20 protein-coding genes and 1 pseudogene are annotated in these 24,057 nt (G+C 72.4%); 15 read left to right on the forward strand and 6 right to left on the reverse strand.

Annotated elements, in window-relative coordinates; translation table 11 throughout:
- Window positions 1-11 precede the first annotated feature (11 nt).
- From ACFZBB_RS06385 to ACFZBB_RS06415, 7 genes are all read left to right on the forward strand, one after another.
- The gene (locus tag ACFZBB_RS06385) at window positions 12-1,805 is read left to right on the forward strand and encodes an ABC transporter permease subunit (protein ID WP_391118375.1); all 1,794 of its coding nucleotides are present in this window, start codon (window positions 12-14) and stop codon (window positions 1,803-1,805) included.
- Window positions 1,806-1,893: 88 nt separating this feature from the next.
- Window positions 1,894-3,489 (forward strand): DUF885 family protein, encoded by a 1,596-nt coding sequence (locus tag ACFZBB_RS06390; protein WP_391118377.1) that lies wholly within the window; start codon window positions 1,894-1,896, stop codon window positions 3,487-3,489.
- Window positions 3,486-5,135, forward strand: coding sequence for a gamma-glutamyltransferase (locus ACFZBB_RS06395; RefSeq protein ID WP_391118379.1), 1,650 nt, complete (start codon window positions 3,486-3,488; stop codon window positions 5,133-5,135). Before ACFZBB_RS06390 ends, ACFZBB_RS06395 begins: the two co-directional genes overlap by 4 nt.
- Before the next feature lie 62 nt (window positions 5,136-5,197).
- Window positions 5,198-5,977: an IclR family transcriptional regulator gene (locus ACFZBB_RS06400; RefSeq protein ID WP_188284723.1), complete on the forward strand. Its 780-nt coding sequence runs from the start codon at window positions 5,198-5,200 to the stop codon at window positions 5,975-5,977.
- 100 nt (window positions 5,978-6,077) lie between these two features.
- Window positions 6,078-7,064, forward strand: coding sequence for a succinylglutamate desuccinylase/aspartoacylase family protein (locus tag ACFZBB_RS06405; protein WP_391118382.1), 987 nt, complete (start codon window positions 6,078-6,080; stop codon window positions 7,062-7,064).
- A gap of 60 nt (window positions 7,065-7,124) precedes the next feature.
- Window positions 7,125-8,339, forward strand: a complete 1,215-nt coding sequence (locus tag ACFZBB_RS06410; protein ID WP_391118384.1) for an amidohydrolase family protein — start codon at window positions 7,125-7,127, stop codon at window positions 8,337-8,339.
- A gap of 48 nt (window positions 8,340-8,387) precedes the next feature.
- Entirely contained in the window at window positions 8,388-9,287 is a 900-nt protein-coding gene (locus tag ACFZBB_RS06415; protein WP_391118386.1) for an aldo/keto reductase, read from the forward strand.
- A 28-nt stretch (window positions 9,288-9,315) separates the two neighbouring features.
- Here the strand turns inward: ACFZBB_RS06415 and ACFZBB_RS06420 are convergent.
- A pseudogene (locus ACFZBB_RS06420) lies at window positions 9,316-9,635 on the reverse strand (DUF6191 domain-containing protein).
- Between the two features lie 190 nt (window positions 9,636-9,825).
- Between ACFZBB_RS06420 and ACFZBB_RS06425 the strand changes: the two are divergent.
- Window positions 9,826-10,434, forward strand: coding sequence for a malectin domain-containing carbohydrate-binding protein (locus tag ACFZBB_RS06425; RefSeq protein ID WP_391118388.1), 609 nt, complete (start codon window positions 9,826-9,828; stop codon window positions 10,432-10,434).
- Window positions 10,435-10,539: 105 nt separating this feature from the next.
- Here ACFZBB_RS06425 and ACFZBB_RS06430 read toward each other — a convergent pair whose 3' ends face one another.
- Complete coding sequence (locus ACFZBB_RS06430) at window positions 10,540-11,346, reverse strand: LysR substrate-binding domain-containing protein (RefSeq protein ID WP_391118390.1); 807 nt, start codon at window positions 11,344-11,346, stop codon at window positions 10,540-10,542.
- Between the two features lie 59 nt (window positions 11,347-11,405).
- On the opposite strand from ACFZBB_RS06430, the gene ACFZBB_RS06435 reads away from it, so the two are divergent.
- The 5 genes from ACFZBB_RS06435 to ACFZBB_RS06455 all read left to right on the forward strand — a co-directional run bounded on the left by ACFZBB_RS06435 (window position 11,406) and on the right by ACFZBB_RS06455 (window position 17,057).
- A complete protein-coding gene (locus ACFZBB_RS06435) occupies window positions 11,406-11,798 on the forward strand; it encodes a DUF5997 family protein (protein ID WP_391118392.1) in 393 nt (130 codons plus the stop codon).
- A 163-nt stretch (window positions 11,799-11,961) separates the two neighbouring features.
- Window positions 11,962-12,795 carry a UTRA domain-containing protein gene (locus ACFZBB_RS06440; RefSeq protein WP_391118394.1) on the forward strand — a complete coding sequence of 278 codons (834 nt, stop codon included), beginning with the start codon at window positions 11,962-11,964 and terminating at the stop codon, window positions 12,793-12,795.
- Between the two features lie 95 nt (window positions 12,796-12,890).
- Window positions 12,891-14,030 (forward strand): glycosyl hydrolase family 18 protein, encoded by a 1,140-nt coding sequence (locus tag ACFZBB_RS06445; protein ID WP_391118396.1) that lies wholly within the window; start codon window positions 12,891-12,893, stop codon window positions 14,028-14,030.
- A gap of 154 nt (window positions 14,031-14,184) precedes the next feature.
- Window positions 14,185-16,341, forward strand: coding sequence for an ATP-binding protein (locus tag ACFZBB_RS06450; protein ID WP_391118398.1), 2,157 nt, complete (start codon window positions 14,185-14,187; stop codon window positions 16,339-16,341).
- A 176-nt stretch (window positions 16,342-16,517) separates the two neighbouring features.
- Entirely contained in the window at window positions 16,518-17,057 is a 540-nt protein-coding gene (locus ACFZBB_RS06455; RefSeq protein ID WP_391118400.1) for an FAD-dependent oxidoreductase, read from the forward strand.
- A gap of 141 nt (window positions 17,058-17,198) precedes the next feature.
- Here ACFZBB_RS06455 and ACFZBB_RS06460 read toward each other — a convergent pair whose 3' ends face one another.
- Both ACFZBB_RS06460 and ACFZBB_RS06465 read right to left on the reverse strand, forming a co-directional pair.
- Window positions 17,199-17,981, reverse strand: coding sequence for a CAP domain-containing protein (locus tag ACFZBB_RS06460; protein ID WP_391118402.1), 783 nt, complete (start codon window positions 17,979-17,981; stop codon window positions 17,199-17,201).
- Between the two features lie 275 nt (window positions 17,982-18,256).
- Window positions 18,257-18,820, reverse strand: coding sequence for a hypothetical protein (locus ACFZBB_RS06465; protein WP_391118404.1), 564 nt, complete (start codon window positions 18,818-18,820; stop codon window positions 18,257-18,259).
- 35 nt (window positions 18,821-18,855) lie between these two features.
- Between ACFZBB_RS06465 and ACFZBB_RS06470 the strand changes: the two genes are divergently transcribed.
- Entirely contained in the window at window positions 18,856-19,554 is a 699-nt protein-coding gene (locus ACFZBB_RS06470) for a response regulator transcription factor (RefSeq protein ID WP_355348469.1), read from the forward strand.
- Window positions 19,551-20,918, forward strand: a complete 1,368-nt coding sequence (locus tag ACFZBB_RS06475) for an ATP-binding protein (RefSeq protein WP_391118406.1) — start codon at window positions 19,551-19,553, stop codon at window positions 20,916-20,918. The genes ACFZBB_RS06470 and ACFZBB_RS06475 overlap by 4 nt, the downstream gene beginning before the upstream one ends.
- 58 nt (window positions 20,919-20,976) lie before the next feature.
- Here the strand turns inward: ACFZBB_RS06475 and ACFZBB_RS06480 are convergent, their stop codons facing one another.
- A complete protein-coding gene (locus tag ACFZBB_RS06480; protein WP_391118408.1) occupies window positions 20,977-22,131 on the reverse strand; it encodes a cytochrome P450 in 1,155 nt (384 codons plus the stop codon).
- A 455-nt stretch (window positions 22,132-22,586) separates the two neighbouring features.
- Window positions 22,587-23,900 (reverse strand): ricin-type beta-trefoil lectin domain protein, encoded by a 1,314-nt coding sequence (locus ACFZBB_RS06485; RefSeq protein ID WP_391118410.1) that lies wholly within the window; start codon window positions 23,898-23,900, stop codon window positions 22,587-22,589.
- Window positions 23,901-24,057: the final 157 nt, after the last annotated feature.

The following is a 24,057-nucleotide window of genomic DNA, read 5'->3' on the forward strand; positions in this document are numbered from 1 at the left end:
GGACCTGCACGATGGCGGACAACCCTCCAGGCGGCATACGAGAAGCCGCCCCGGTGAGCGGGGCGGCGACGGCCACGGCGGAGCGCCCGGCCCCGGAGAAGCCGGGACCCCGCCGAGGACAGCCCAAAGCCTTCACCGGCAAGGGCCGCGACCGGCGCACCGCACTGCTCCTGCTCGCGCCCAGCATCGTGCTGCTGCTCGCGGTGTTCGCCTTCGCCATGGAGTCGCTCGTCGAGTACTCCCTGCAGAAGTACCAACCCGGTGGCGTCAACACCACCAACACTCTGGCCACGTGGACGAAAGTCCTCACCAGCTCCTACTACTGGTCGGTGATCTGGCAGACCGTACTCGTCGGTCTGCTGGTCACCGCGATCACCGCGGTCGTCGGCTACCTCACCGCCCTGGCACTGCACCACACCAAGCGGACCGGCTGGCGCAACGCCGGATACGCGGTGGTCTTCTCCTCGCTGGTCTTCTCCGGCATCGCGAGCGTCTACGCCTGGCAACTGCTGCTCGGCCAGGAGGGTTTCCTCAACTCCGCGCTCGGCCTGTTCGGCATCGGCCCCGTCCATCTGCTCTACGAGCGCAGCGCCGTCGTCATCGCCCTCGTGCACACCCTGCTGCCGCTGATGGTCCTGCCGATCAGCAGCACCTTCCGGCAGATCGACGGCACCCTCGCCGACGCGGCCGACGACTTCGGCGCCTCCCGCTGGCGCACCTTCCGCTCGATCACCCTGCCGCTGAGCGCGCCGGGCCTGATCGCCGGATGCCAGCTCACCTTCGCCCTGACCATCTCCAGCTTCACCGCCCCCAGCCTCCTCGGCGGCGGGCGGGTCGCGACCCTGTCCACCAGCATCTACTCCCTGGTCGGCACCACGGACTATCCGGGCGCCTCCGTCTGCGCCCTGGTGCTGCTGATCCTGGCCCTGGTCTCCACCGGAGCGTTCGTCCTCCTCCAGCGCCGGTTCGCCGAGGCCGACCAGGGCGGAGTCACCATCAGCCCCTCGCCGCCCCGTGGCATCCGCGGACTCGGCGTGTGGATGGCCGTGCTGTACGCCTTCCAGCTCGTGCCCGCCGCGATCGTCGTGATCAGCTCGCTGTCGTCGGTCTCCTACGGGGTATGGCCGCCGCCCGGCTTCTCCACCCGCTGGTACACCAACCTCTACCACCAGGACGGCGTCATGGACGCCTTCGTCGGCAGCCTGTGGATCGGGGCGCTGGTCGCGGTGCTCGCCGTCCTGCTCGGCTCCGCCGGCGCGGTCGCCCTGGTCCGCTACCGCTTCCGGGGCAGCGGGGTGGTGCAGTCGGCGCTCTTCTCGCCCGTCGTGGTGCCCAAGATCGCCTTCGGCTTCGCCGTGTTCATGCTGCTCGCCCGGGCGGGTCTGCCCTCCGGCCGGTGGGCGGTGGTCCTCGCCCACACCGTGGCGACCGTGCCGTTCGTGATCGTGCTGCTGTCCGCCGCCCTGACCCGGGCCGACCGCACCCTGGACTACGCGGCGATCGACCTCGGCGCCTCGCCGCTGCGCGCCTTCCTGCGCACGACGCTGCCGCAGATCGCGCCCGCCCTGCTCATCAGCGGCGTCTTCGCCTTCCTCGTCAGCTTCAACGAGATCGACCTGTCGATCTTCCTGCTCACCTCCGACCAGCAGACCCTGCCGGTGTGGATGTACGGCTACCTCAACAACTACCAGGACCCGACCCCCGCGGCCCTGTCCACGATCATGACCGCGCTCTCGGTGCTCGTCGTCGGACTCGGCGCGCTGCTCCTGCGTGTCGTCCAGCGCGGCCGACGACTGGAGTTGTGACCCACCGCCACCACCGCATCGGGCGACGGCGCACCCGCGTCCGCGTACCCGCACACCACCCGCCTTCGTACCACCAAGGAGACCCCCGATGGCTGAGCTGTTCCCACGGCTGCGCCACGTCTGCGACCTGGACGCCGCCTACCTGCGCGAATACTCAGGACTGCACGACGAGTACGACGGCACGATCGTCGACCTGTCGCCTGCCGGGGTGGTCTCGGCACTGGCCGCGCTGGGCGGTCCCGCGCTGGACGACGCGCACGACGAAGCACAGCTCGCCGCCACGGAGAACGCGATGCGGACCCGGTTCGGCCGTATCCGCCAGCACCGCTGGGACCCGTGGGTCCACATCGAGGCACTGGACCTGTCGCCGTACGACCGGCCCTACGACGACGACGCGGTACGCGTGCGGGCCAGGCGCCGCCACCTGCGGCTCTGGCCGGACGCCGTCGACAACGCGATCGAGGCGCTGGACGAACTGTCGTCCTCCGTCGCCGGGATGTTCCTGCCCGCGGCGCGCGGAATGGCCGCCGAGGTCCGCGCCGACGACGGCGAGGACGGCGTACGTGCCCTGGCCGCGCTGGAACGGCTGACCGCCCACCTCGAACGCGCGGCGCGCGAGGCCGCTCCGGCAGCGGGACTCGGCAGGGCCGACCTCACCGCGCTCCTCGGCTGCGAGGACCGCGTCCCGGTGGACCTGGACGAACTGGCCGCCATGGCCGACAGCGAGTACGCGCGGATGAGCGACATCCTGGACGACGCCGCGGCCCGGCTCGACCCCGCGGGCGCCGACGACCCGGCCGCCAGGACCCGGCGGCTCAGCGCCCGGGTGCGCGCCGACCACGGCGACTTCCCGCGGATCCTCGCCGACACCCAGGCCCAGGTCGCGCTGGCCGCGCGCTTCGTGCGCGAGCGCGAACTGGTGCCCATCGTCGACGAGGCGTGCGTCATCGAACCCAGCCCGCCCGCGCGGAGTTGGGCGGCGGGCCGGGTGAGCTGGACCGCGCCGTGGGAGACGCGCGGCCACTCGCTCTTCCATGTGACCGGGCCCTCGCCGCACTGGTCGCTCGACGACCACCGCGCGTGGCTGTCCCGGTTCAACCGGCCCGCGATGGCCGTGATGGCCGTCCACGAGATCGGGCCCGGCCACTGCAGCCACGCCCTGATGATGGGCAAGGTCGACCGGCCGGTCCGCAAGACGCTCTGGTCCGAGCTGTTCTTCGAGGGATGGGCGCACTACGCCGAGGAGATGATGTGGGAGGAGGGCTACCAGGACGACAGCCCCCTCTACCAGTTCGGCATGGCGCAGGAAGCCATGATGCGGGTCGTCCGCGTCCAGGCCGCGCTCGGCATCCACACCGGCGCCCTCACCCTCGACGACGCCATCGCCCTCTTCGAACGCAAGGCGTTCCTGGCGGGACCGGCCGCGCGGGCCGAAGCGCTGCGCGGTGTGTGGGAGCCGACGTACATCCGCTACACCTGGGGCAAGGTCCTCATGCGGCGGCTGCGCGACCAGGCGAAGACCGCGTGGGGCAGCGGCTTCACGCTGCCACGCTTCCACCGTGAGCTGATGGCCTTCGGCTCCCCGCCGGTCGGCCTGGTGGCCTCCGCGATGGGCATCGGCCCGGCGCCGCTCCCGCAGCCGGGTGCGGGCGCACCGGCGGACCAGGGGAGCGGACCGGCATGACGGCGGGCCAGCGGCCGGTCGTGGACCAGGCACTCGAACAGGGGCGGAAGGACTCCGCCCACGGCGGCACCGCCATGGTCTCCGCCATGCACCCGGCCGTCGCCGACGCGATGCTCGACGTCCTGCGGCGCGGCGGCAACGCCATGGACGCGGTGCTCACGGCCGTCCCCCTGCAAGGCGTGGTCGAACCGCAGATGACCACCCTGGCCGGTGGCATGTCCGTGCTCTACTACGACGCCGCCCGGCGCACTTTCGACTACATCGACGGCGAACTCGACCACACCCGCGACAGCCCGCCGGTCTCCGCCACCTGGGACCACTACGTGACGGTGGACGGCGCCCTGGGCGCCTCCTCCGGCCGCCGCGTCGCGGTCCCCGGCGCGGTCGCGGGCATGCACCTGGCCATGGAACGCCACGGCAGCATCCCCTGGGCCGACTACTTCGCACCCGCCGTCGAGGTCGCCGCCGCCGGCTTCCCGATGTACTCCTTCCTATACGGCGAGGCCTTCGAGGCCGCCGCGGGCCGGTTGGCCGCGCACCCCTCGGGCCGCGCCGAATTCCTGCCCGACGGCCACGTACCGCCCGTGGGGGAGCGGCTGGTCCGCCCGGCGCTGGCCGAGACGATGCGGCGGATCGCCGCCGACGGCCCCGACCACGTCTACCGCGGCGCGTGGGCGTCGCGCTTCGTGGCCGCGGTCCGCGAGACCGGCGGCACCGTGACCGCCCGCGACCTCGACGACTACACCGCCCGCGCGAGCCGGCCGGTGCGGCGCGCCTACCGGGACCACGAGATCGTCGGCGCCCCGCCCCCGTCGTCCGCGGGCGTCCTCATCGGCCTCGTGCTCGGCATCCTGGAACACTTCGACCTGCCCGCCCTGGGCCACTACACCCGCGACGCCGAAGCCCTCGAAGTGCTGCGACGCGCCATGGCGTTCGCCGAATTCTTCACCGAGCGCTTCGTGAAGGACCCGCTGTCCTTCGACGTCCCGGTGGACGAACTCCTCTCGCCCGACTTCACGGCGTCGCTGGCCGCGCTGATCCGCGGCAACACCCGACGCGACCCGGTGCCCGCGAGCGGCGGTACGGTCCGGTCGCCCGGCGCGCCGCACACCAACAACACCGACCACGTCGTGGCGGTGGACGGCGCGGGCAACATGGCGTCGCTCACCCACAGCGTCTACGGCACCACCTTCGGCACCGGCCTGGTCGTGGACGGCATCCACGTCAACAGCGGCAACAGCTTCCCCGGCACCGGCGACGGCGAAGGGCGGCGCGTCCTGTCGCCCTTCCCGCCCACCATGGTCGCCCGCGACGGAACCCCGCACCTCGCCCTCGGGTCACCGGGCCTGTCCGCGCGCGCCACCGCGATCGTCCTGGCCAACCACCTCGGATACGGCCTCGACCTGGCCGAGTCGATCGACGCGCCGCGCTTCCAAGGCGCCCAGACCGACCAGCCGTTCACCGTCGAGGCACGGATCGACCCGCGGGTACTCGACGCGCTCGCCACCCGCTACGGCGCCGACGTACGACTGACCACCCCCTACTTCTGGCACTTCGGATCCGTCCACGCGGTGGAAGTCGACGCGGACGGCCACCGCCACGGATACTGCGACCCGCGGCGCCCGGGACGGGCCACGGGATGGTGACCGACCCGCCCGAACAGCCGCCCAACGCAACCGACTTGGGACGACAGGAGACGCACGTACCCATGGCAGAGGACACCGAAGTCCCCGTACCGGCCCCCACCGAGAACACCAAGTCACCCAGCTACATGGGGCGCATCCTCAACTTGCTGGAGCAGTCCGTGGTCGCCGAGGGCGCACCGCTGACCCTCACCGAACTGGCGGCGGCGGCCGACGCGCCGCTGTCCACCGTGTCCCGGCTGACGGCCCAGCTCGTCACCTGGGGCTTCCTCAACGAGACCACCTCGCACCGCTTCGTGCCCGGCCGACGGCTCGCCGCCATGGCCGCGGCCGTCAGCGAACACCTCTACAGCAACGACCGCCTCCAGCAGGCCACCCGGCTGCTCACCGGCGTCACCGGCGAGAGCACGACCGCCGGACGCATCGTCGGGAACAGCATGTTCATCATCGCCCGCACCGAGTCCGAGCAGCCGCTGCGCGCGGTGAACCGCATCGGCGAGTTCATACCGCCCGACAACTCCGCGCTCGGCAAGGCCATCATGTCCCGGCTGCCCCGCGCCCGGCAGCTCGCGCTGCTGCGCGGCGCCGACGTGGCGGACCCCGAGGCCACGCTGGAGAAGATGCAGCCGGAGCTGGAGGAGGCCAGGCGGCGCGGCTACGCCGTGGACGAGGAGACCTACAGCGTGGGCCTGCGCTGCCGGGCCGCCGCCGTCGTAGGCCCCGACGGCGTCGCGGTCGCAGGACTCTCCATCAGCGGACCCGCCGCCCGCTTCACCCTCGACCTCGCCGAAGGAGCCGTTCCCGCGCTGCGCCAGGAGGCGTCCGCGATCGGCGACATGCGGTGACCGCGCCGGGGCCGGGGACACCGTCCCCGGCCCCGGCGACGACAAGAACCCGAGCACCAGTACCCGTACCAGTACCCGTATCAGCAAGGAGACACAGCGGATGAGCGACACCACAGCCACCGGTACCCCGGCCGCGCAGCCCGGCCACACCGTCGAGACCGTCCCCGTCACCCGCGTGGACAACGGGCACGACCTCGCGCTCACCGTCCACCGCCTGACCGGCGCCCGGCCGGGGCCCACCCTGGTCGCCTTCGGCGGTGTCCACGGCGACGAGGCCATGGGACCCGAGGAGATCCGCAGGTTCGTCTCCTCGGTCGACCCCGCCGAGCTGGCGGGCACGATCGTCGCCGTACCGGTGGCCAACCCGTACGCGTACGCGGCGATGTCCCGCTTCACCCCGCAGGACGGCCTCAACCTCAACCGCATCTTCCCCGGCGACCGCAACGGCTCGGTCACCGAGCAACTGGCCGCCGTGCTTGCCGAGATCATGCTCCAGGCCGACTACTTCGTGGACTTCCACTCCAGCGGCCTGTACTCCACGGTCGAGTACTCCTACATCATGGACGACGGCCGGGAGATGGCCACGTCCTTCGGCGCCGCGCTGCTCTACCACCACGAGCCCTACGAGGGCACCTCCAACGCGTGGGCGATCAAGAATGGCATCTCCTCGACCGTCTGCGAATTGGGCGGCGGCGGGCAGCTCACCGACGCCTTCCTCGACAAGGCCGTACGCCAGGGCCGCAACATGCTCAAGGGCATCGGCATGCTGGAAGGCGCCCCCGAGGCGATCGTCGAGCAGCAGACGGTGATGACCGAACTCGTCACGCTGCGCCCGACCAGGGGTGGCACGATGATCTCCCACTTCACCCCTGACCGGCTCGGCGAGGTCATCAAGGGCGGCACGGTGCTGGGCGAGGTCGTGGACCCGTACACCTTCGAGACGCTGGAACAACTCGTCGCGCCGTACGACTCCAACATCCTGGTGCTCAGCCGCGAGGGCTACTCCCGCACCGCGCCGGGCGACTACGGCTTCATGGTCGGCAACGCCGGCACCACGACCACCGTCGACGAGCTGTTCGGCGCCTGAGCGCGGGGGCGCGAGCCAGCAGGCGACCGGCGTAGCGGAGACGAGGAGCGGCGTACCGGCATGGACATCAGACACGTCCACGTGGTGGACCCCGAGAGCGAACAGATCCTCAGGGACCGGCGGATCACCCTGGAAGGAGACCGGATCACCGCCGTCGCGGCCGACACCCCCGACCCACTCGCGCCCGGCGACGTGGACGGCACCGACCTGTACGCGGTCCCCGGCTTCATCGACTGCCACGTGCACGTCACCTCGGTGACCGCCGACGAGTGGGCCGACACCGGGATGGCGCCCAGTTACGTCACCGCCCACGCGCTACGGGAACTGCGCGCGATGCTCGAACGCGGCTTCACCACCGTCCGGGACGCGGGCGGCGCCGACGCCGGGCTGGCCGACGCCCTGGACGAGGGGCTGGCGCCCGGACCCCGGCTGTACGTGTGCGGCAAGGCGCTGTCGCAGACCGGGGGCCATGGCGACCTGCGCCCCCGTGGCCGCTACCACGCCGACGACCATCCGGCCGTGCCCGGCATCGGCCGGATCGTCGATGGACCCGACGCACTGCGCACCGCCGTACGCGAAGGCGTACGGTCCGGGGCGTCGTTCGTGAAACTCATGCTCTCCGGCGGGATCTCCAGCCCCACCGACCGGATCGACACGCCGCAGTACAGCGAGGAAGAGATCCGCGCGGCGGTCGACGAGGCCGCGCGGGCGGGCGTCTACTGCGCCGGGCACGCCTACACCCCGGAGGCGGTGGCCCGCGCGCTGCGCCTGGGCGTACGCACCATCGAGCACGGCAATCTGATCGGCCCGGACGAGGCCCGCCTGTTCGCCGAGCACGACGCGTACTACGTGCCGACGCTGGTGACGTACACGGTGCTGGCGCAGGAGGGTCCGCTCCACGGGCTCCCGCCCGCGAGCACCGCCAAGGTCGCGGCCGTCCGGGACAGCGGCCTCACCGCGCTGGCCCACGCCCACGCCGCCGACGCCCCGATCGCCTTCGGCACCGACCTGCTCGGCGCGATGCACGTCCACCAGTCGCGGGAGTTCGCGCTGCGGGCCAGGGTGCAGCCGGGCTGGGCGGTGCTGCGCAGCGCCACCACCACCGGCGCCCGGCTGCTCGGTGCGGCCGGTGAACTCGGTGTTCTCGCGCCCGGCGCCCGCGGCGACATCGTCCTGACCCGCCACAACCCCGCTGTCCACGTCGAGCGGCTGGCGGACCCGGAGGCCGAGGTCGCCGCCGTCTTCTCACGAGGCCGCCTCGCGGTACGCCGCTAGGCCCCGGCGCCGCACGCGGCAGCACCATCACACGAGACAGGGAGCCGTATGCACCACCCACCGCACCTCACCAACCCGACCCGCGCGTGCGGGAGTTCGAAGGTCTTCCCGGTCGGCCTGGGCGGCATGCTGCTGTCCATCGAAGGGCGCCCGGACCGCGCCCGCGCCACGGCGACGATCCACACCGCGCTCGACGCCGGAGTGACCCTCATCGACTCCGCCTCCGCGTACCACACAGGTGCCGACGAAGTAGGGCACAACGAGACGCTGATCGCCGACGCGCTGGAGAGCTGGGACGGCGACGCCTCCGGAGTCACGGTGGTGACGAAGGCGGGCCGGGTCAGACCGGGCGACGGGCGGTGGCTCACCGACAGCAGCCCCGACCACCTCGTCCGCTCGGCCGCCGCGTCCCGCGACCGGCTCCGCCTGGACCGTATCGAGCTGTTCTTCCTGCACGCCCCCGACCCGGTGGTGCCGATCGCCGACTCGCTGACGGCGCTGCTCCGGCTGGTCGCGGACGGGACCGTCACCTCGGTCGGTGTCTCCAACGTCACCGTCGCCGAACTCGACCAGGCACACGAGCTGTTGGGTGACGCCCTCGTCGCCGTGCAGAACGAGTTCTCACCCAGCGCCGTACAGCACCGCGCGGTACTGCGCCGCGCGGAGGAACTCGGCCTGGCGTTCCTGGCCTGGCGGCCGTTGGGCACCATCGGCACGAAGGACGACGAACTCACCGCCGCCTTCACCGAGATCGGCCGCGCCCACGACGCCAGCCCGCAACGCACCGCGCTGTCCTGGCTGTTGTCCACCAGCCCGGCTCTCATCCCCATTCCGGGCGCCCGCCGCCCCGAGACGATCCTCGACTCCGCCCGCGCCGCCGAACTGCACCTGGGGGAGGACGAAGTGAGGCGACTGGACGCGGCGGTCGCGCGCCGCGTGCCGTCCTAGGGGAGAGGTGTTCCGAAAAGGCCGCGCCTCAGGAGTGGGGCCGCGCCATCCGTACGACCGCGGTCCCCGCTGGAGATCGACGGTCGTACGGTTCGCGGGCGCGCCGTCCTCCTCGTCGTCCCGCAGCACGGGGGCGGACTGCCGCTCCTTCAACTCGTTCTGCTTGCCCGGCGAGAAACTCGCGTGCAGCATCTCGAAGCCGGTGGACGAGATCTGCCCCTGGCGGCCAGGACCGCGCCGCGGCAGGATTCCGGCCCGCCCGGCCCGCATGAGCATCTGATCGGCGAAGGCCACCAGGGTCAGCAGGATGACCAGACCGGGCAGGGTCATGAAAACGACGAACGTCATGCCCCCCGTATCGTCGTCCGGGCGCCGGTGAGCCATGGGCCGACAGGGGCCGGTCCGGCCCGCGCGCCACCGCGTCGGCCGCGCAAGGCGCCCGGCGGGAGGCTCCCTTGACGGAGGGTGGTGAGTACATGACACTGATCGATGCTTGGAGAGCGCTCTCCAAGCGGCCTCCGGACACCTGGGAGAACGCATGAACTCAAGGCTGAACGGCCTGTCCACGTCGGTGTGGACACGCATGGCCGCCGCCGCGGCCCTCGTGCTGAGCATGGTGCTGGGCGGTCTCGTGACCGCGGGGACCGCTCACGCCGACGTGGCGCCAGGGGTGTCGATCGACCTCGGCGGCGCGGGCGGCGGCGACTTCATCGCGGACACCGGCACCGGCGGCAGGCCCGACACCATTCCCGCGGGCGCTCCCAGCTTCCCGAACTGGGGACGGACCGTCACCCACCCGATCCCCGCCGACATCTGGAACACCTCACGCGTCGGGGACTCCTCCTACAGCATCCCCGGTCTCACCCCGGGCGCCGACTACCAGGTCCGCCTCTACTTCATGGACTGGTACTACACCCACTCCGGCCAGCGTGAATTCGACGTCACGATCGACGGCACCAAGGTCCTGACCGACTTCGACATCATCGGCACGGCCGTGGCGGCGGGCGCGGACGGCCAGGAAGCCTTCGGCGTCGAGAAGGACTTCCCCGTCACCGTGGACGCCTCCGGCACCGTCTCCCTCGACTTCACTCGCGGCTCCGCCAACCAGGCCCAGGTCAACGCTGTCGTCGTGACGCCCGCGAGCTGACGACCCGCCTCCGGCGCGCATCTTCTACGTGACCGCGGTCGGCCGGACGGTGCTGCCGTCCGGCCGACCGCGCTGCGGTACGGGGGGACCGGGACCCCGGTCCGGCTACGGGCGACGGCGAGGCTTGCCGCGCTTCGCGCCACCCGTACCGCCGCTCTTGCCGCTCTTGCCTCCGGAACCCCGGCCCGGCGCGGGCTTGCGGCGCGCCTCCGATGCCCTGTCCGGGCGCTTGTCCTTCGCCTTGTCCTTGGCCTTCGCGGCCTTCGCCCCCGGTGCGGTCCGCTCCGGGAGCGGCCGGCCGCGCGTGCTGTTGACGGTGCGACCGCGCACGATGCCGATGAGGTGTTCCACCAGATCCGTGGTCTCCTCCTGCGGCCAGGACAGGGCGACGCGGGACTCGGGCGCGTCCGGGACCGGCCGGTAGGTGAGGTCCCTGCGGTGGTGCAGTCGCGCGAGCGACTGGGGGACGATCAGCAGGCCCACACCCGCCGCGACGAGTTCCACGGCGTCCGCCGTGGTGGCGGGCCGCTCCTTCGCGGGCTGCCCCGGCGGCGTCTCCCAGATGAGGGTGTCGTCCAGGGGACGCAGCACGATGTCGTCCGCGAGGTCGGCCAGCGACACCTCGTCGACCGCCGCGACCGCGTGGTCCTTGGGGACGACGACCACCGTCGTCTCCGTGTAGAGCGGGATCGCGCTGAGATCCGCGCCGTCGACCGGTAGCCGTACGAATCCGGCGTCCGCGCCGGACCCGCCGTCGTCCCGCAGCGCGCCGAACGCCTCGGCGGCGGGCACCGGCACCAGGGTGAGCGGGACCTCCGGCAGTCGCTCGTTCCAGATCCGCACCCACTTGGTCGGCATCACGCCCGGAACGTATGCGAGCCGGAACGAAGGAGATACTTCCGAACCTGTCACCCCAGCAGGTTATCCGCTGGTGGTCGGAGGTGGCGCACGCGCTCGTTACCCTTGAGGGCATGACGTCGCAGCAGACCGCCCAGACCATGAAGCCCGCGACAGCGGCGAAGAAGCTGGGTGTGTACCTCCAGGCCACACCCGCCGAGTTCCAGGAGGGTGTCGTCTCGCGCACCGAGCTCAACGCGCTCCAGGCCGATCCCCCCGAGTGGCTGGTGGAACTGCGGCACAAGGGACCGCACCCCCGCCCCGTCGTCGCGTCCAAGCTCGGCGTGTCCATCGCGGGTCTCGCGCGCGGCGGCGTGACCGAGGCGCTCACCACCGAGGAGATCGAGGCGCTGAAGCAGGACCAGCCGCAGTGGCTGGTCGAGGAGCGCGCCGTGCAGGCGGAGGTCCGCAAGGAAGCGGTGCGGATCAAGGAGAAGAACGCGGAGCGCGCCGCCCGTACCCGCTGACCATTGTCCGCGGACCTTTATCCGCTGACTCCGGCGCGGATTCGTTGACCACATATTGACCAGTGGTAAGAACGGGGTCCATCATCGGTGCGTCGCCGAACACCTCGGCGTCCGGACGCCGAGACACCGGCACCCGCCCCGCGCGGACAGGACTGGTGGGCCCATGGTCAGCAGCGAGAGCCGCTGGGAGAAGCGGCAGCGGATCCGTACGCACCTCCTCGACCTCGTCGAGGAGACCGCGACCGGCCGACCGCTGCCCGGTGAGCGCCAGCTCTGCGAGACCCTTGAGGTCTCCCGCCCGACGCTGCGCTCGGTGATGGACGACCTGGTGCGCGACGGACTGCTGATCCGGGCCCACGGGCGCGGCGCCTTCGTCGCCGAGGACAAGGTCGCCCAGCGCCTGGGTCCGGCCGCGGGGCCGGGACCGAGCATGGGCGTCGGCGGTGTGGACGGCGCGTGGACCAGCCGCACCGTGGAGTTCACCGCCATGGCCGCCGGACCCAGGATCGGCCGCCGCCTCGGCACCGCCCCGGCCGACCGGATCCTGCGCATCGCCCGGCTGCGGCTGGTCGACGGCGACCCGATGTGCGTCGAGACGCTGCACGTGCCGCTGGCGCTGGTCCCCGGCCTCACCGCCCACGACCTGGAGACCGACTCCTTCTACCGCATGCTCGGCAGCCGGTACGGCATCCTGCTCACCCGCGCCTCACAGCTCATCGAACCGACCGTGGTGGACGAGGCCGAGGCCGAACTGCTCGGCGTGCCCGTCCACACCCCGGCCCTGCTCTTCGAACGCGCCGCCAGGGACGCGGACGGGCGCGTCGTGGAGTTCACCCGCTCCGTCTACCGGGGCGACCGGTACCGCATCCTCACCGAACTGTCGCTCGCCCCCGAGCCCGACAGCGGACGCGTCCTGGGCGGCTCCTGGTCGGCGGCCTCGCGCGTACCGGGCGCCGACACCCTGGTCCTCGACCCCTACTGGAACGACAACGGGTAGCCCCCGCGCCCACCTACGACTCCTCCGTCACCCCCCACCCCGCGCCGCCGCCCCCGGCCGACGCGGTGCACCTCCACGCCCCGAAGGGACGGATCATGCTTCGTCGCAGGCTCATCCTCGCCACGGCCGCCGCCTGTTCGGCCGCCCTCGCCGGTGCCATGGCCGCGGGCGCCATGACGACCGACAGCGGTACGACCGGCCCCGGTACGTCGGCCGCCGCGTCGAGCGGCGCCGCCCACCGGCAGCCCGCCGCCCGTACCGCCGCCTCCGCCGTACAGCTACAGACCTGGCTCTACCCCGGCTCCGCAGGCGACTCCACCTGCACCGCGCCGAGCGAATACGCCGACAACAGGGTCAGGAACGGCGCGCTCAAACCCGAGTACTGGAGCGTCACCAGCAAGGGCAAGGTCACCCTGGAGACCACGGCCGCCGGGCTCTGCAACACCTACAGCGCCGCCAACGTCGCCGACCTCAAGGCGCACTCCGCCTACCAGTACCCGACCGTCTCCGGCATGACCACGGCCGACGTCCACGCCCTGGTCAGCAGCAGTACCAACCGAAGCGCCGCCGTCTCGCAGCTCACCTCCTTCGTGGTGACCAACCAACTCACCGGCGTGGACGTCGACATGGAGGACTACTGGTCCTGGAGCGCCGCCGACTTCACCAACTACAAGACCTTCCTCGGCCAGCTCGCGACCTCCCTGCACGCGCAGGGCAAGAAACTCGTGGTCGACGCGCCCGCGATGACCGAGGACGCCGCCTTCTACGACTACGCGGCCGTCAGCGCCAAGGGCGTCGACGAACTGGACATCATGGCGTACGACGAGGAGTTCGACACCGCGCCCGGCAGCCGCTGCCTGCCGATCACCCCGCTCGCCTGGCTCAAGCAGGTCACGCGGTACGCGCAGAGCAAGATCCCGGACCCGTCGCGGCTGGTCATCGCCCTGCCCTCGTACGGCATCAGCGCGCCCGACCCGTGCGACCTGGACGCGGTCACCGGCAACATCCAGTTCAGCGACATGAAGCACAGCCCTGGCTTCTCCACCGACCCGAGCACGATCGCGGCCCGTCGCGACGCCTCCTCCGGAGAGATTCGCTGGGTCTCCGGAGGGAAGCTCTACGACTACGTGGACAGCACCGCGCTCAACTCCAAGCTGGCGGTGCTGACCTCACTGGGCGTCACCAAAGTCTCGGTCTGGTCCCTCGGCGGCGGGAACCCCTGGTTCACCGGGTGACTCTCCGTCAGTACAGGTGAAGCGCGCGACCCGCGGGACCGGCCCGAGTCCGGTCCCGCGTACGCCGCCTGACGCGCCCTCATAAGGCGCTCGCGCCGAGCTTCACCACGACGGCCCGTTTCCCTCCGCGGTCGGTCGGTGTCAGGCTGTGGCCATGAAGGGGCACATTCCGCAGGAGACAACGAGTTTCGTCGGCCGTACGGCGGAACTCGCGCGGCTGGACATGGCGTTGGCACACCGCCGGCTGATCACCCTCACCGGGCCCGGCGGAGTCGGCAAGACACGGCTCGCGCTGCGGGCGGCGGCGCGCGCGTCGGTCGGCCGCGTCGCCGTGGAAGTCGCCGCGGAACAGGAGCCGAGCGCGGACCGGCGAATCGGTTCTGCGGAAGACACCGACTCCTCCCGCTTCCCCGACGGCACCTGGTGGGCCGACCTCGCCACCCTCGACAGCCCGCACCTGCTGCTCGCCACCGTCAGCGACGCCGTCGACCTCGCCGACCACTCACCGCGGATGCCCGTCGAGGCGCTGTGCGAATGGCTCGCCGACAAGCGCCTGTTACTCGTGCTCGACTCCTGCGAGCACCTGATCGAGGCGTGCACCCACCTCGTCGGTGAATTGCTGACGGCCGCGCCCGGCCTGACCGTACTGGCCACCAGCCGCCGCCCGTTGGCCTCCGCCGTGGAGGAACTGATCGACGTCGCACCGCTGTCGGCCGAAGGACAGGACGCACTCGCGCTCTTCAACCAGCGAGTCACCGGCCGCCTCGGCCACACCCCGCTCGCGGAGCCGGGCGCGGCGGAGGCCGCGGCGACCATCTGCCGCCGCCTCGAAGGGATACCGCTGGCCATCGAACTGGCCGCGGCCCAGGTCGGCCCCGCCACCGTCGCCGACATCGCCGACCGCCTCGGCTCACGCTTCGACGTCCTGTCCCGCACCGGCTTCGTCTGGCCCCGGCGCCACCAGACGCTGCGCACCGCGATCGGCTGGAGCCACGAGCTGTGCACCCCGCAGGAACGGCTGCTCTGGGCCCGGCTCAGCGTCTTTCGCGGCGCCTTCGACCTGGCCGCCGCGGAAGCGGTCGCCACCGGCGGCCCGCTGCGCGCCGCTGACGTCGCGCCGACCCTGGAACGGCTGGTCACCCAGTCGGTGATCATCAGGACGGGCACCGCCGACGACGCGGCGAGCGGCGCAGGACACCGCGAGCGCTACCGCATGCTCGACACGATCCGCGAGTACGGCGCCGAGTGGCTGCGCGAACTGGGCGAGTCCGCCGCGACCGCCCGCCGTCACGCCGACTACTTCACCGGCCTCGCCCGCTGGGCGGACGCGAGTTGGTCGAGCCCCGGCCAGCTCCTCGGCTACCGGGTGATCGAGGACACCCACCCCGACCTGCGCTCCGCCCTCGACCACTTGCTCGTCCACGACCCGGCGCAGGCCGCCGAACTCGCCGGGCTGCTGGTCTACTTCTGGACCTGCTGCGGCCACCTCAAAGAAGCCCGCTCCTATCTGGAGCGCGCCCTGGAACTGCACACCGCGCAGGACCGGGCCCGCGCCCGCGCGCTCACCGGCCTCGGGGCCACCGTCACCCTCCAAGGGGACTACGCCCTGGCCACCGAGATCAGCGCCGAGGTGGAGGCCGCGGCCGAAGCGGGCGGCGACCAGGAGGAGCGGATCGCCGCAGCCTGCCTCACCGGCCTGCTCGGCCTGCTCATGGGCCAGCCGCGCAAGGCACTGGACGCGGTACGCGCGGCGCTCGGCGCCGCGCCCGGCTTCGCCTTCGACTCCCCGGACCGGCTGCGCTGCAACCTCGTCGAAGTGCTCTCCCTCACCGCCCTCGGGGACTTCGCCGAAGGCCGCGAGCGGGCCCTCGAACTGCGCGAGCACTGCGTACGCACCGGCGAGGTCTGGACCCGCTCCTACCTGGACTACCAGCTCTCCGTCGTCGCCCTCTTCTCCGGCGCCCCCACCGAGGCCATCGGCTACGCCCGCACCATGCTGGAGAGCAAACGCCTCATCGGGGACGCCTTCGGCATCGCGCTCGGCCTGGACCTGCTTGCCGCGGCCCTGGCGGCCGAGGGCCGGGCCGAGCAGGCCGCGTCGGTCTACGGCACCGGCGGCGCCTATTGGCGCAGCGTCGGCCACCCGCAGCGCGGCGCTCCGGAACTCCAACTGGTGCGTGAGCGCTGCGAGGAGACGGCCCGCGCGGCGCTCGGCGACCAGGCGTACGCCGCCGCGTACACCCAAGGGTCCACCGCCCACGGCCCGACCGCCCTGGCCGCCGCCCTCCAGCCGGACAACCACACCGCGTGAGCGGCCCGTTCACCCCTGCCGGAGACCCTCGCGCGGCGCGGACCTCGGCCGTCACACCGCGGGCATGTGGCGCTCGAACCAGTCCATCACCCGGGTGAGGAAGTCGATCTGCGCCGCATACGTCCGGACCCCGTGCCCGTGCGGATAGATCACCGGTGCGCCAGGAGGTCCATCAAGTGGCCGCCCCGGCCGGCTACCGCCGCGCGGGCGGTCCCGGCCCGGTCATCGCCGACCTCGACCTCGGCACCTACCTACGCCCCGAGGGCCGGGACTTCCTGCTCGTCGGCGGCACCGAGCCGGAGTGCGACCCCCTCGAATGGCTCGACGCGCCGGAGGCGGCCGACCCGCGCGCCGCGGTGCCCCGCTTCACCGCCCAGGTGAGCCGCGCCGCCCGCCGCCTGCCGGGACTGCGCGTCCCGAGCCGCCCCAGCGGCGTCGCGGGCGTGTACGACGTGGCCGACGACTGGACCCCGCTGTACGACCGCACCGACCTCGGCGGCTTTTACGTCGCGATCGGCACGAGCGGCAACCAGTTCAAGAACGCCCCGCTCGTCGGCCGCCTCATGGCGGACCTGCTGCACCGGGTGGAGGCGGGCCACACCCACGACACGGCGCCGGTCCGGCCCACCCGCGAACACACCGGTCATGTCATCGATCTGGGCGCCTTCTCCCGCGAACGGCCGCCCACCGCCACGACCGGCACCGTCCTGGGCTGAGAGGAGGCCCGCGAGGGAACGGCGCCGCCGGCCGGACATCCGTCGGCCGGGGCCGGGGGGAGGTCGGCCCCGGCCGACGGGAACGTGCCGCGCTGTGGGGTTCGCGGCACCGGGCGGGAAGGAAGTACGCGGCGGCGACGGTCAGTTGGAGAAGTCCTGCGTCATCCAGACCGTGCCGGAACCGTCGCGGTGGACATCTATGCCGATGTGCGTGTAGCCGCTGCTGAGGATGTTGCGGCGGTGGCCGTCGTCGGGGGCCTTCTCGTCCAGCATCATCTGCGTCAGACCGACGGCGCTCGCGGCGATCGCGGAGGCGGAGGAGCCCACGCCGCCGCCCTCGCCGATGTTCTCGCCCGCCGACGTCCAGTGCACCCCGGCGGCCGTCTCGCGGTCACCGAAGGCCGGTTCGCCCGGGCACTGGTGGGACAGGCCGCAGCCGGACGCCATCACCTGATTGTGCGCGGCGGCGCTCTTGTTGAGCCCTTCGAGCAGCGTGTACGGGGCGAGGCCCTCGGCGGCGCGGTTGCGGTTGATCAGGTCGAGCACCTGCTGCACGGCGTCCCCGGCGCTCGGCGGGTTCGTCGTGGCGGGCGGCGCGGGAGTCGTCGCCGAGGGGCTGGGCGCCGCCGCCGTGGGCGCGGTGGTCACCGGGGCGCCGGTTGGCGTGGCCGTCGGCTTGGGGCTCGGCCGTCCGGGGCGCGGGCGGTGCGTGGTGGAGATGGTCGCGGCGGGCGCGGTGGGCCGGAAACCGGCCGGCTTGCCGCCGGGCCTGTGCCCGGCCGACGCGCTCGGGTCGCCGGAGCCGGAGCCGGAGCCGGAGTCGCTGTGTCCGGCGGTGGGCGACCCCTGATGCGGCGCCCCGAGGCAGGCGAAGGCGGTGCCACCACCGAGTACGGCCAGGGCCGCGGCTCCGGTCACCGCCATGCGTATCCGCGGCTTGCGCCTCGCCCTGTGCTGGCCATGGGCGGCATTACGGGAGTGGGCACGGCGGGACGAACTCATCGCTGGCACCTCGTGGTGGGGGAGACGTGTCGTGAGGGGGACCCGCTCACAGGAACGGTCCGGCGGGCACGACCCTAGGCGGCCGGAGCCGCCCGATCCGCCGCCCGAGCCCAACTTCACGTTCCCCTAAGGAAAGCCGCAGATTCCGCTGAGCCCCGCCCCCGGCCGGGCCGGCGAAGGACCGCGGACACCGCGCCTCACCAGGACACCTCGCTGGTGACCTCCTTGGCCTGCGGACGCAGCGTCGCCGTCAGCTCCGAGCGGTGGCGCGCCCCGGTGAAGGTGATGGTGAGGGTGTCCGGCGCGCTCTGCCGGGTGCTCGTGGTGAAGCCGATCGCGGGCACCGCCGAGACCAGGCACACCGCGTCCGCGCCGAACCGTATCGACGCCTGACCACCGGTCGACTCGAAACTGTGCGTCCCGGCGCCCCCTTCGCAGTCCGGCGGCCGGGAGGCGGTCGACGGCGGCGGGGCCGGCGCGGAGGACGGGCTGGTCGCGGTCGCCGTCGGGCGACGAGTCGAGGGGGACGGCGACACCGCGGGCTTGCGGGTCCGCGTCGGCGACTGCCGGGGCGTGGCCGTCGGCGAGCCGATCACCACGGAACTGGGCGAGTTGGTGGCGATCCCGGCCGCCACATCCCGCGCGGACGGCGGCAGCGGCGCCGTCGAACCCACCACGAAGCGCACGGTCAACGACACCGCCGTGACGGTGAGGACCGTGCACGACAGCCAGATCAGGAAATGGCGCAAGGACCGGGGCACCGGGCCATCATGGCCGATCCGTTACGGTGTGCCGCATGGCGAGCGTCCTTGTCGTAGAAGACGATCCCGGCATACGTGCCGAACTGATCGGGATACTCACCCGCGACGGGCACGAAGTCCGCAGCGCCGCCGACGGATTCAGCGGATTGCGCGAGGCGACCAGAACGCCGTTGGACGCGGTGATCCTCGACCTCGGACTGCCCGACCTCGACGGCGGCGACGCGCTGCGCATGATCCGCGGCATCTCCCGCGTACCGGTCCTGATCGTCACCGCCAGGGACGACGAAGCCGAGATCATCCGGCTCCTCAACGCGGGCGCCGACGACTACCTGGTCAAACCCTTCTCCGGCGGACAGCTCACCGCCCGCCTCGGCGCCGTCCTGCGCCGCTCCGCGGGCCCCGACGGCAGGACCGGCGCCCCCAATCTGCGCGAGCCCGTCACCCTCGGGCCGCTGCGCATCGACCCCGGACCCCGCACCGTCCATCTGCACGGACACGAAGTCCCCCTGACCCGCCGCGAGTTCGACCTGCTGTCCTTCCTCGCCGCCAACGCCGACACCGTCGTGTCCAAACGCCACATCCTCACCGAGGTCTGGCGCGACCCCTACGTCGAGGACCAGACCATCGACGTCCACCTGTCCTCCCTGCGCCGCAAACTCGGCGAGAGCGCGGCGGCACCGAGCCTGCTGCGTACGGTGCGCGGCGTCGGCATCAAACTGGTGACGCCGCGGTGAGAGGGACCCTGGCCAGGGTCGCCCTGGCCGTCACCTCGATGGTGGCCCTGTCCTTCCTCATCCCGCTGGGCCTGCTGGTCCGCTCCGAGGCCCGCAACCAGGCGATCACCGCCGCCGAGCAGCGCGCCGCCGCGCTGGCGCCGGTCCTCACGCTCACCGACGACCCGGCCGCCGTACGGCAGGCCGTCTCGGGCCTCGACCCGTCGGGAAACCTGGCGGTCCACCAGCCCGACGGCCGCTCCATCGGCGCCGGCCACGCACCCCACTCCCTGCTGGTGCGCGCACAGCACGACGGCGAGTCACTGGCGCAGGACCTGCCGGGCGGCGGCTGGGTCTACCTCCAGCCGGTCGTGCTGCCGCAGGGCCGCGTCGCCGTCGTCGAGGAATTCGTCCCCGAAGCCGAACTGAACCGCGGGGTGAACGCGTCGCTGACCGTGATGGCGCTGCTCGCCGTCGGCCTGGTCGTCGGCTCCGTCCTGGTCGCCGACCGCCTCGCCTCCCGCGTCGTACGGTCCTCCCGCAACCTCTCCTGCGCCGCCAACGCGCTCGGCCGCGGCGATCTGGAGTCCCGCGTCGACCCCATGGGACCGCCGGAACTGCGCGAAGCCGGGCAGGCGTTCAACGCCATGGCCGAACGCATGCTGGAACTCCTCGCCGTCGAGCGGGAATTGGTCGCCGACCTGTCCCACCGCCTCAGGACACCCCTGACCGCCCTCCAACTGGCCACCGAACGCATGGGTACGGGACCGGACGCCGCCCCCGTGGCCGCCGCGGTCGCCCAGCTCGAAACACAACTGCACGCCGTCATCACCGCGGCCCGTACACCGCTGGCCGTCGGACACATGGGCGCACCCCAACTCGCCCGGCCCGAGCAGGTGTTGTGCGCCGCCACGGTGATCGTCCGCCGCCGCGCCGGATTCTGGACGACGCTCGCGGAACAGCAGGGCCGCCCCTGCCTGGTGGAAGTGACCGGCGAGGACGCCCTGATCGACCTGCCGGAGGACGACCTCGCCGCCGTCATCGACGCGCTCGTCGGCAACGTCTTCCGGCACACCGCGCCCGGCACCGCCTTCGCGCTGCGCCTGGTGCGCGCCGCCCAGTCCGTCACCCTCACCGTCGAGGACGCGGGCCCCGGCATCCCGGACCCCGACGACGCCCTCGTCCGCGGCGCCAGCACCGCGTCCACCGGCCTCGGCCTCGACATCGCCCGCCGCGCCGCCGCCGCGACCCGCGGCGCGCTGGACATCGACCGCGGACCGATGGGCGGCACCCGCGTCGCCGTCCGCTTCGGCCTCGCCTCACCGCCGCCCAAACGCGGACCGCTGCACCGCAGGCGGGCCCGCCTGCGCAAGTCGCCGGTCTGACGCGGCGGCCACGAAGGAGTCCTGCCCGCGGCCGAGGGCGTGGGCCGCGGTGGCCGATTCAGCGCTCGGGAGCCGGTCCAGCCCGCGCGGTGAGCCGGGTCCAGCCGGCGGGCGGCGCCAGAAGCGTACGGACATGCGGCCTGCGCGCGCGGAGCCGCACCTCGCCCCGGTAGCCGCTCAGGATGAGGTGGCCGAGGTGTTCGAGCGCCCTGACGGCGAAGCCGTTCGCGGGACACATGCCCTCGCCCTTGCCGAACGGCAGGTAGGACCGCCGCTGTTCATCGGTCGGCCGCTCCCAGCGCGAGGGGCGGAAGTCCAGCGGCGCCTCCCAGACGGCCGCCGACCGGTGGATCGCGTGCGTGCCGATCAGGACGTGCTCGCCCTCGCGGACCTCGGCCCCGGCGATCTCGTGGTCCGCGGCGGCCACTCTCATCAGCCGCCAGGCGGTCGGATACAGGCGCAGCGCTTCCCTGACCAGGTGGTGGACCTGCTCCCGCCGCACCGTCGGGGTGTTGTAGCCGTGCCGGACACCGAGCAGCACCACCCATTCGAGCGTCACGCCGGTGAAGCCGACCGTGGACAGCACGAGGCGTTGCAGTACCTGCGCGCAATCGGCCGTCGACAGCTCGCCGGGCAGCCCCAGCACGAGGTCGACCAGATCCCGCGCTCCGTCCTCCTGAGCGGACAGCCGCCCGAACTGTTCGGCGAGCCCGGCCCGGACGGCGGGCACCGTGCGGTGCGAGCGTCTCAGCACATGGCCCACGATGTCGTCGGCGACCACACTCGACGTCACATACGTGTCGACGAGCGCGTTGATCGCGGTGCGGCTCCGGTCCGCGATGACGGGGGCGAAGTACCGCCGGACCACCTCGACGCCCCAGCGCTGGTGCCGCAGACGGCCGCGACCGTCACGGACCTCGCCGAGGGCCGCGCCGAGGTCGAAGGACGAGGCGGGATCGTGCCGGGCCAGGACCTTGAGCAGTTCACGCGAGGCTTCGCCCCTGACCGCCGGGGGCAGGGACTCCGGCCCGAGGCGGAAGAATCCGGACTGGGACAGATAGTCGCCCGCCTGCTCGACCAGCACGTCACGGGCGGCCTCGGCGTCGGCCACGAACAGGGTGCCGAAGCGCAGCCGGAACGGCCCGTCACGGCCCGCCGCCTGCTCCTCCCACCGCCGCAGGTCCGGCCACAGACTCTTCCTGTCGAGGAACACGGGTCGCCCGCCTTATAGGAAACGGGACGGAACGCGCGCCGCCTACGGCCGCCCGTCCCGCCCCCGCGCGGAGAAGACGTCAGGCGTTGTGCCCGTACCTGTCGCCGTACTGGTTGCGCCGCGCACGCGCCTCCCCGCTGAGCGCGCGAAGGCTCCTGACGATCCATGACATCGCGGCCGTCCTCCTTGTCGGTCCGAGTGGTGCCCGGTCCGGCTGCGGGCGTCAGTCCTGCTGCCCGTAGCCGACGAAGTACCCGTGCCACCGTGCGCGCATCTCGCCGCTGAGCGCCCGAAGGCCGCTGGTCACCCATGACATGGCGTACTCCTTGTCGGTCGGTGCTCCCGGAATGTGACGGTACTCCCACGAGCGAACCGGGCGAACCGCCGAAACCGGCCAAAGACGGCGCGGGGCGCGCCCGGTGGACCGGGCACGCCCCACGCCGTCGGACCAGGGGTCAGCCGAAGATCCACTTCTGGTTGGCGGCCCCGCCGCACGTCCACGTCTGCAACCGCGTCCCGTCCGCCGACGAATTGTCCTTCGCGTCAAGGCACTTGTCCGCGCCCGTGTTCGTCAGGTCGTGGGCGTCGGTGTACTTCCACTGCTGCGCCTTGGTGCCGTTGCACGTGTAGAGCTGCACGGCCGCGCCGTCCGCCGTCGAACCGCCGTCCACGTCGAGGCACTTGCCCAGCGCCCGTACCGTCCCGTCGGCGCCGAGCGTCCACTGCTGGGCCACATTGCCGGTGCAGTCGTGGAGCTGGACCGGCGTACGGTCGGCCGACGAGCCGCCCGCCACGTCCACGCACATGCCGCCGATGCCCTTGATCGAGCCGACCCGGTCGGACCCGCCAGACCCGCCAGAGCCGCCGGTGCCGCCGCCCGCCGTCGTGCCGGAGCCGCTGTCCCACTGCGACGCCCGTACGTAGTCGACCGTCATCGTCTGCGGGAAGGACGTCGAACCGTCGGGCGAGCCCGGCCAGTCACCGCCGACCGCCAGGTTGAGGATCAGGAAGAACGGGTGGTCGAACACCCACTTGTTGCCGCCCGCGTCCGACGGCGTACGCGTCTGGTAGACCGTGCCGTCCACCGTCCAGGTGATCGCGCTCGGGCTCCAGTCCACACCGAAGGTGTGGAAGTCGTCCGCGAAGGTCGCGCCGCCGGGCAGCGTGTAAGGGGACCCGATACCGGCCGCGCCCGAGTAGCCGGGGCCGTGGATCGTGCCGTGGACGGTGCCGGGCTCCCGTCCGATGTTCTCCATGATGTCCAGCTCCCCGCTGTTGGGCCAGCCGACGCTGCCGATGTCGCTGCCCAGCATCCAGAACGCCGGCCAAATGCCCTGGCCGCGCGGGATCTTGATGCGGGCCTCGAAGTGACCGTACGCCTGCGTGAAGGTCGAGGCCGTGTTCAGCCGCGCCGAGGTGTACTTGCACGGCCCGTACCAACAGGACAGCCCGGTGTCGGAGTTGGGCCGTGCGGTGATCACCAGGTGCCCGTCGCCGTCGAGAGCGGCGTTGGAGGTGCTGTCGGTGTAGTACTGCAACTCGTTGTTTCCGTTGCCCGAACCACCCGTCTCATGCGTCCACTTGGCGGGGTCGGGCGCGCTGCCAGCGGGGCCGTCGAACTCGTCGGACCAGGTCTGCCGGCCCTCGGCGGCGTCCGCCCTCGACGTGCCGGGACCGGTCGTCGCCACCAGGACGGCGGCCACAAGAGCGGCGGCGACCAGGACGACCAGTCCGCCGAGCGACCATCTGCGTGCGCGGTGTGCAGCCATGGGTTACGTACCTTGTCTGTGGGGGAGATCAGGGTTCGAGTCGGCGGCGGCCGGGCGTACGGCGTCGGGGGAGGCGGGGGCCGTGGCCGGGGGAGCGCTCTCAAGGGAGCGACGACCGCCGCCGACGGCCCCGATGCTACGCACGGTCACCCTGCCC

Source organism: Streptomyces sp. NPDC008139 (assembly GCF_042957025.1).
GTDB lineage: Bacteria > Actinomycetota > Actinomycetes > Streptomycetales > Streptomycetaceae > Actinacidiphila.

Excerpts from the sequence above, each read along its gene's own strand:
- ACFZBB_RS06385 (WP_391118375.1), top strand. The coding sequence starts at position 12 with ATGGCGGACAACCCTCCAGGCGGCATACGAGAAGCCGCCCCGGTGAGC.
- ACFZBB_RS06390 (WP_391118377.1), top strand. The coding sequence starts at position 1,894 with ATGGCTGAGCTGTTCCCACGGCTGCGCCACGTCTGCGACCTGGACGCC.
- ACFZBB_RS06395 (WP_391118379.1), top strand. The coding sequence starts at position 3,486 with ATGACGGCGGGCCAGCGGCCGGTCGTGGACCAGGCACTCGAACAGGGG.
- ACFZBB_RS06400 (WP_188284723.1), top strand. The coding sequence starts at position 5,198 with ATGGCAGAGGACACCGAAGTCCCCGTACCGGCCCCCACCGAGAACACC.
- ACFZBB_RS06405 (WP_391118382.1), top strand. The coding sequence starts at position 6,078 with ATGAGCGACACCACAGCCACCGGTACCCCGGCCGCGCAGCCCGGCCAC.
- ACFZBB_RS06410 (WP_391118384.1), top strand. The coding sequence starts at position 7,125 with ATGGACATCAGACACGTCCACGTGGTGGACCCCGAGAGCGAACAGATC.
- ACFZBB_RS06415 (WP_391118386.1), top strand. The coding sequence starts at position 8,388 with ATGCACCACCCACCGCACCTCACCAACCCGACCCGCGCGTGCGGGAGT.
- ACFZBB_RS06425 (WP_391118388.1), top strand. The coding sequence starts at position 9,826 with ATGAACTCAAGGCTGAACGGCCTGTCCACGTCGGTGTGGACACGCATG.
- ACFZBB_RS06435 (WP_391118392.1), top strand. The coding sequence starts at position 11,406 with ATGACGTCGCAGCAGACCGCCCAGACCATGAAGCCCGCGACAGCGGCG.
- ACFZBB_RS06440 (WP_391118394.1), top strand. The coding sequence starts at position 11,962 with ATGGTCAGCAGCGAGAGCCGCTGGGAGAAGCGGCAGCGGATCCGTACG.
- ACFZBB_RS06445 (WP_391118396.1), top strand. The coding sequence starts at position 12,891 with ATGCTTCGTCGCAGGCTCATCCTCGCCACGGCCGCCGCCTGTTCGGCC.
- ACFZBB_RS06450 (WP_391118398.1), top strand. The coding sequence starts at position 14,185 with ATGAAGGGGCACATTCCGCAGGAGACAACGAGTTTCGTCGGCCGTACG.
- ACFZBB_RS06460 (WP_391118402.1), bottom strand. The coding sequence starts at position 17,981 with ATGGCGGTGACCGGAGCCGCGGCCCTGGCCGTACTCGGTGGTGGCACC.
- ACFZBB_RS06470 (WP_355348469.1), top strand. The coding sequence starts at position 18,856 with ATGGCGAGCGTCCTTGTCGTAGAAGACGATCCCGGCATACGTGCCGAA.
- ACFZBB_RS06485 (WP_391118410.1), bottom strand. The coding sequence starts at position 23,900 with ATGGCTGCACACCGCGCACGCAGATGGTCGCTCGGCGGACTGGTCGTC.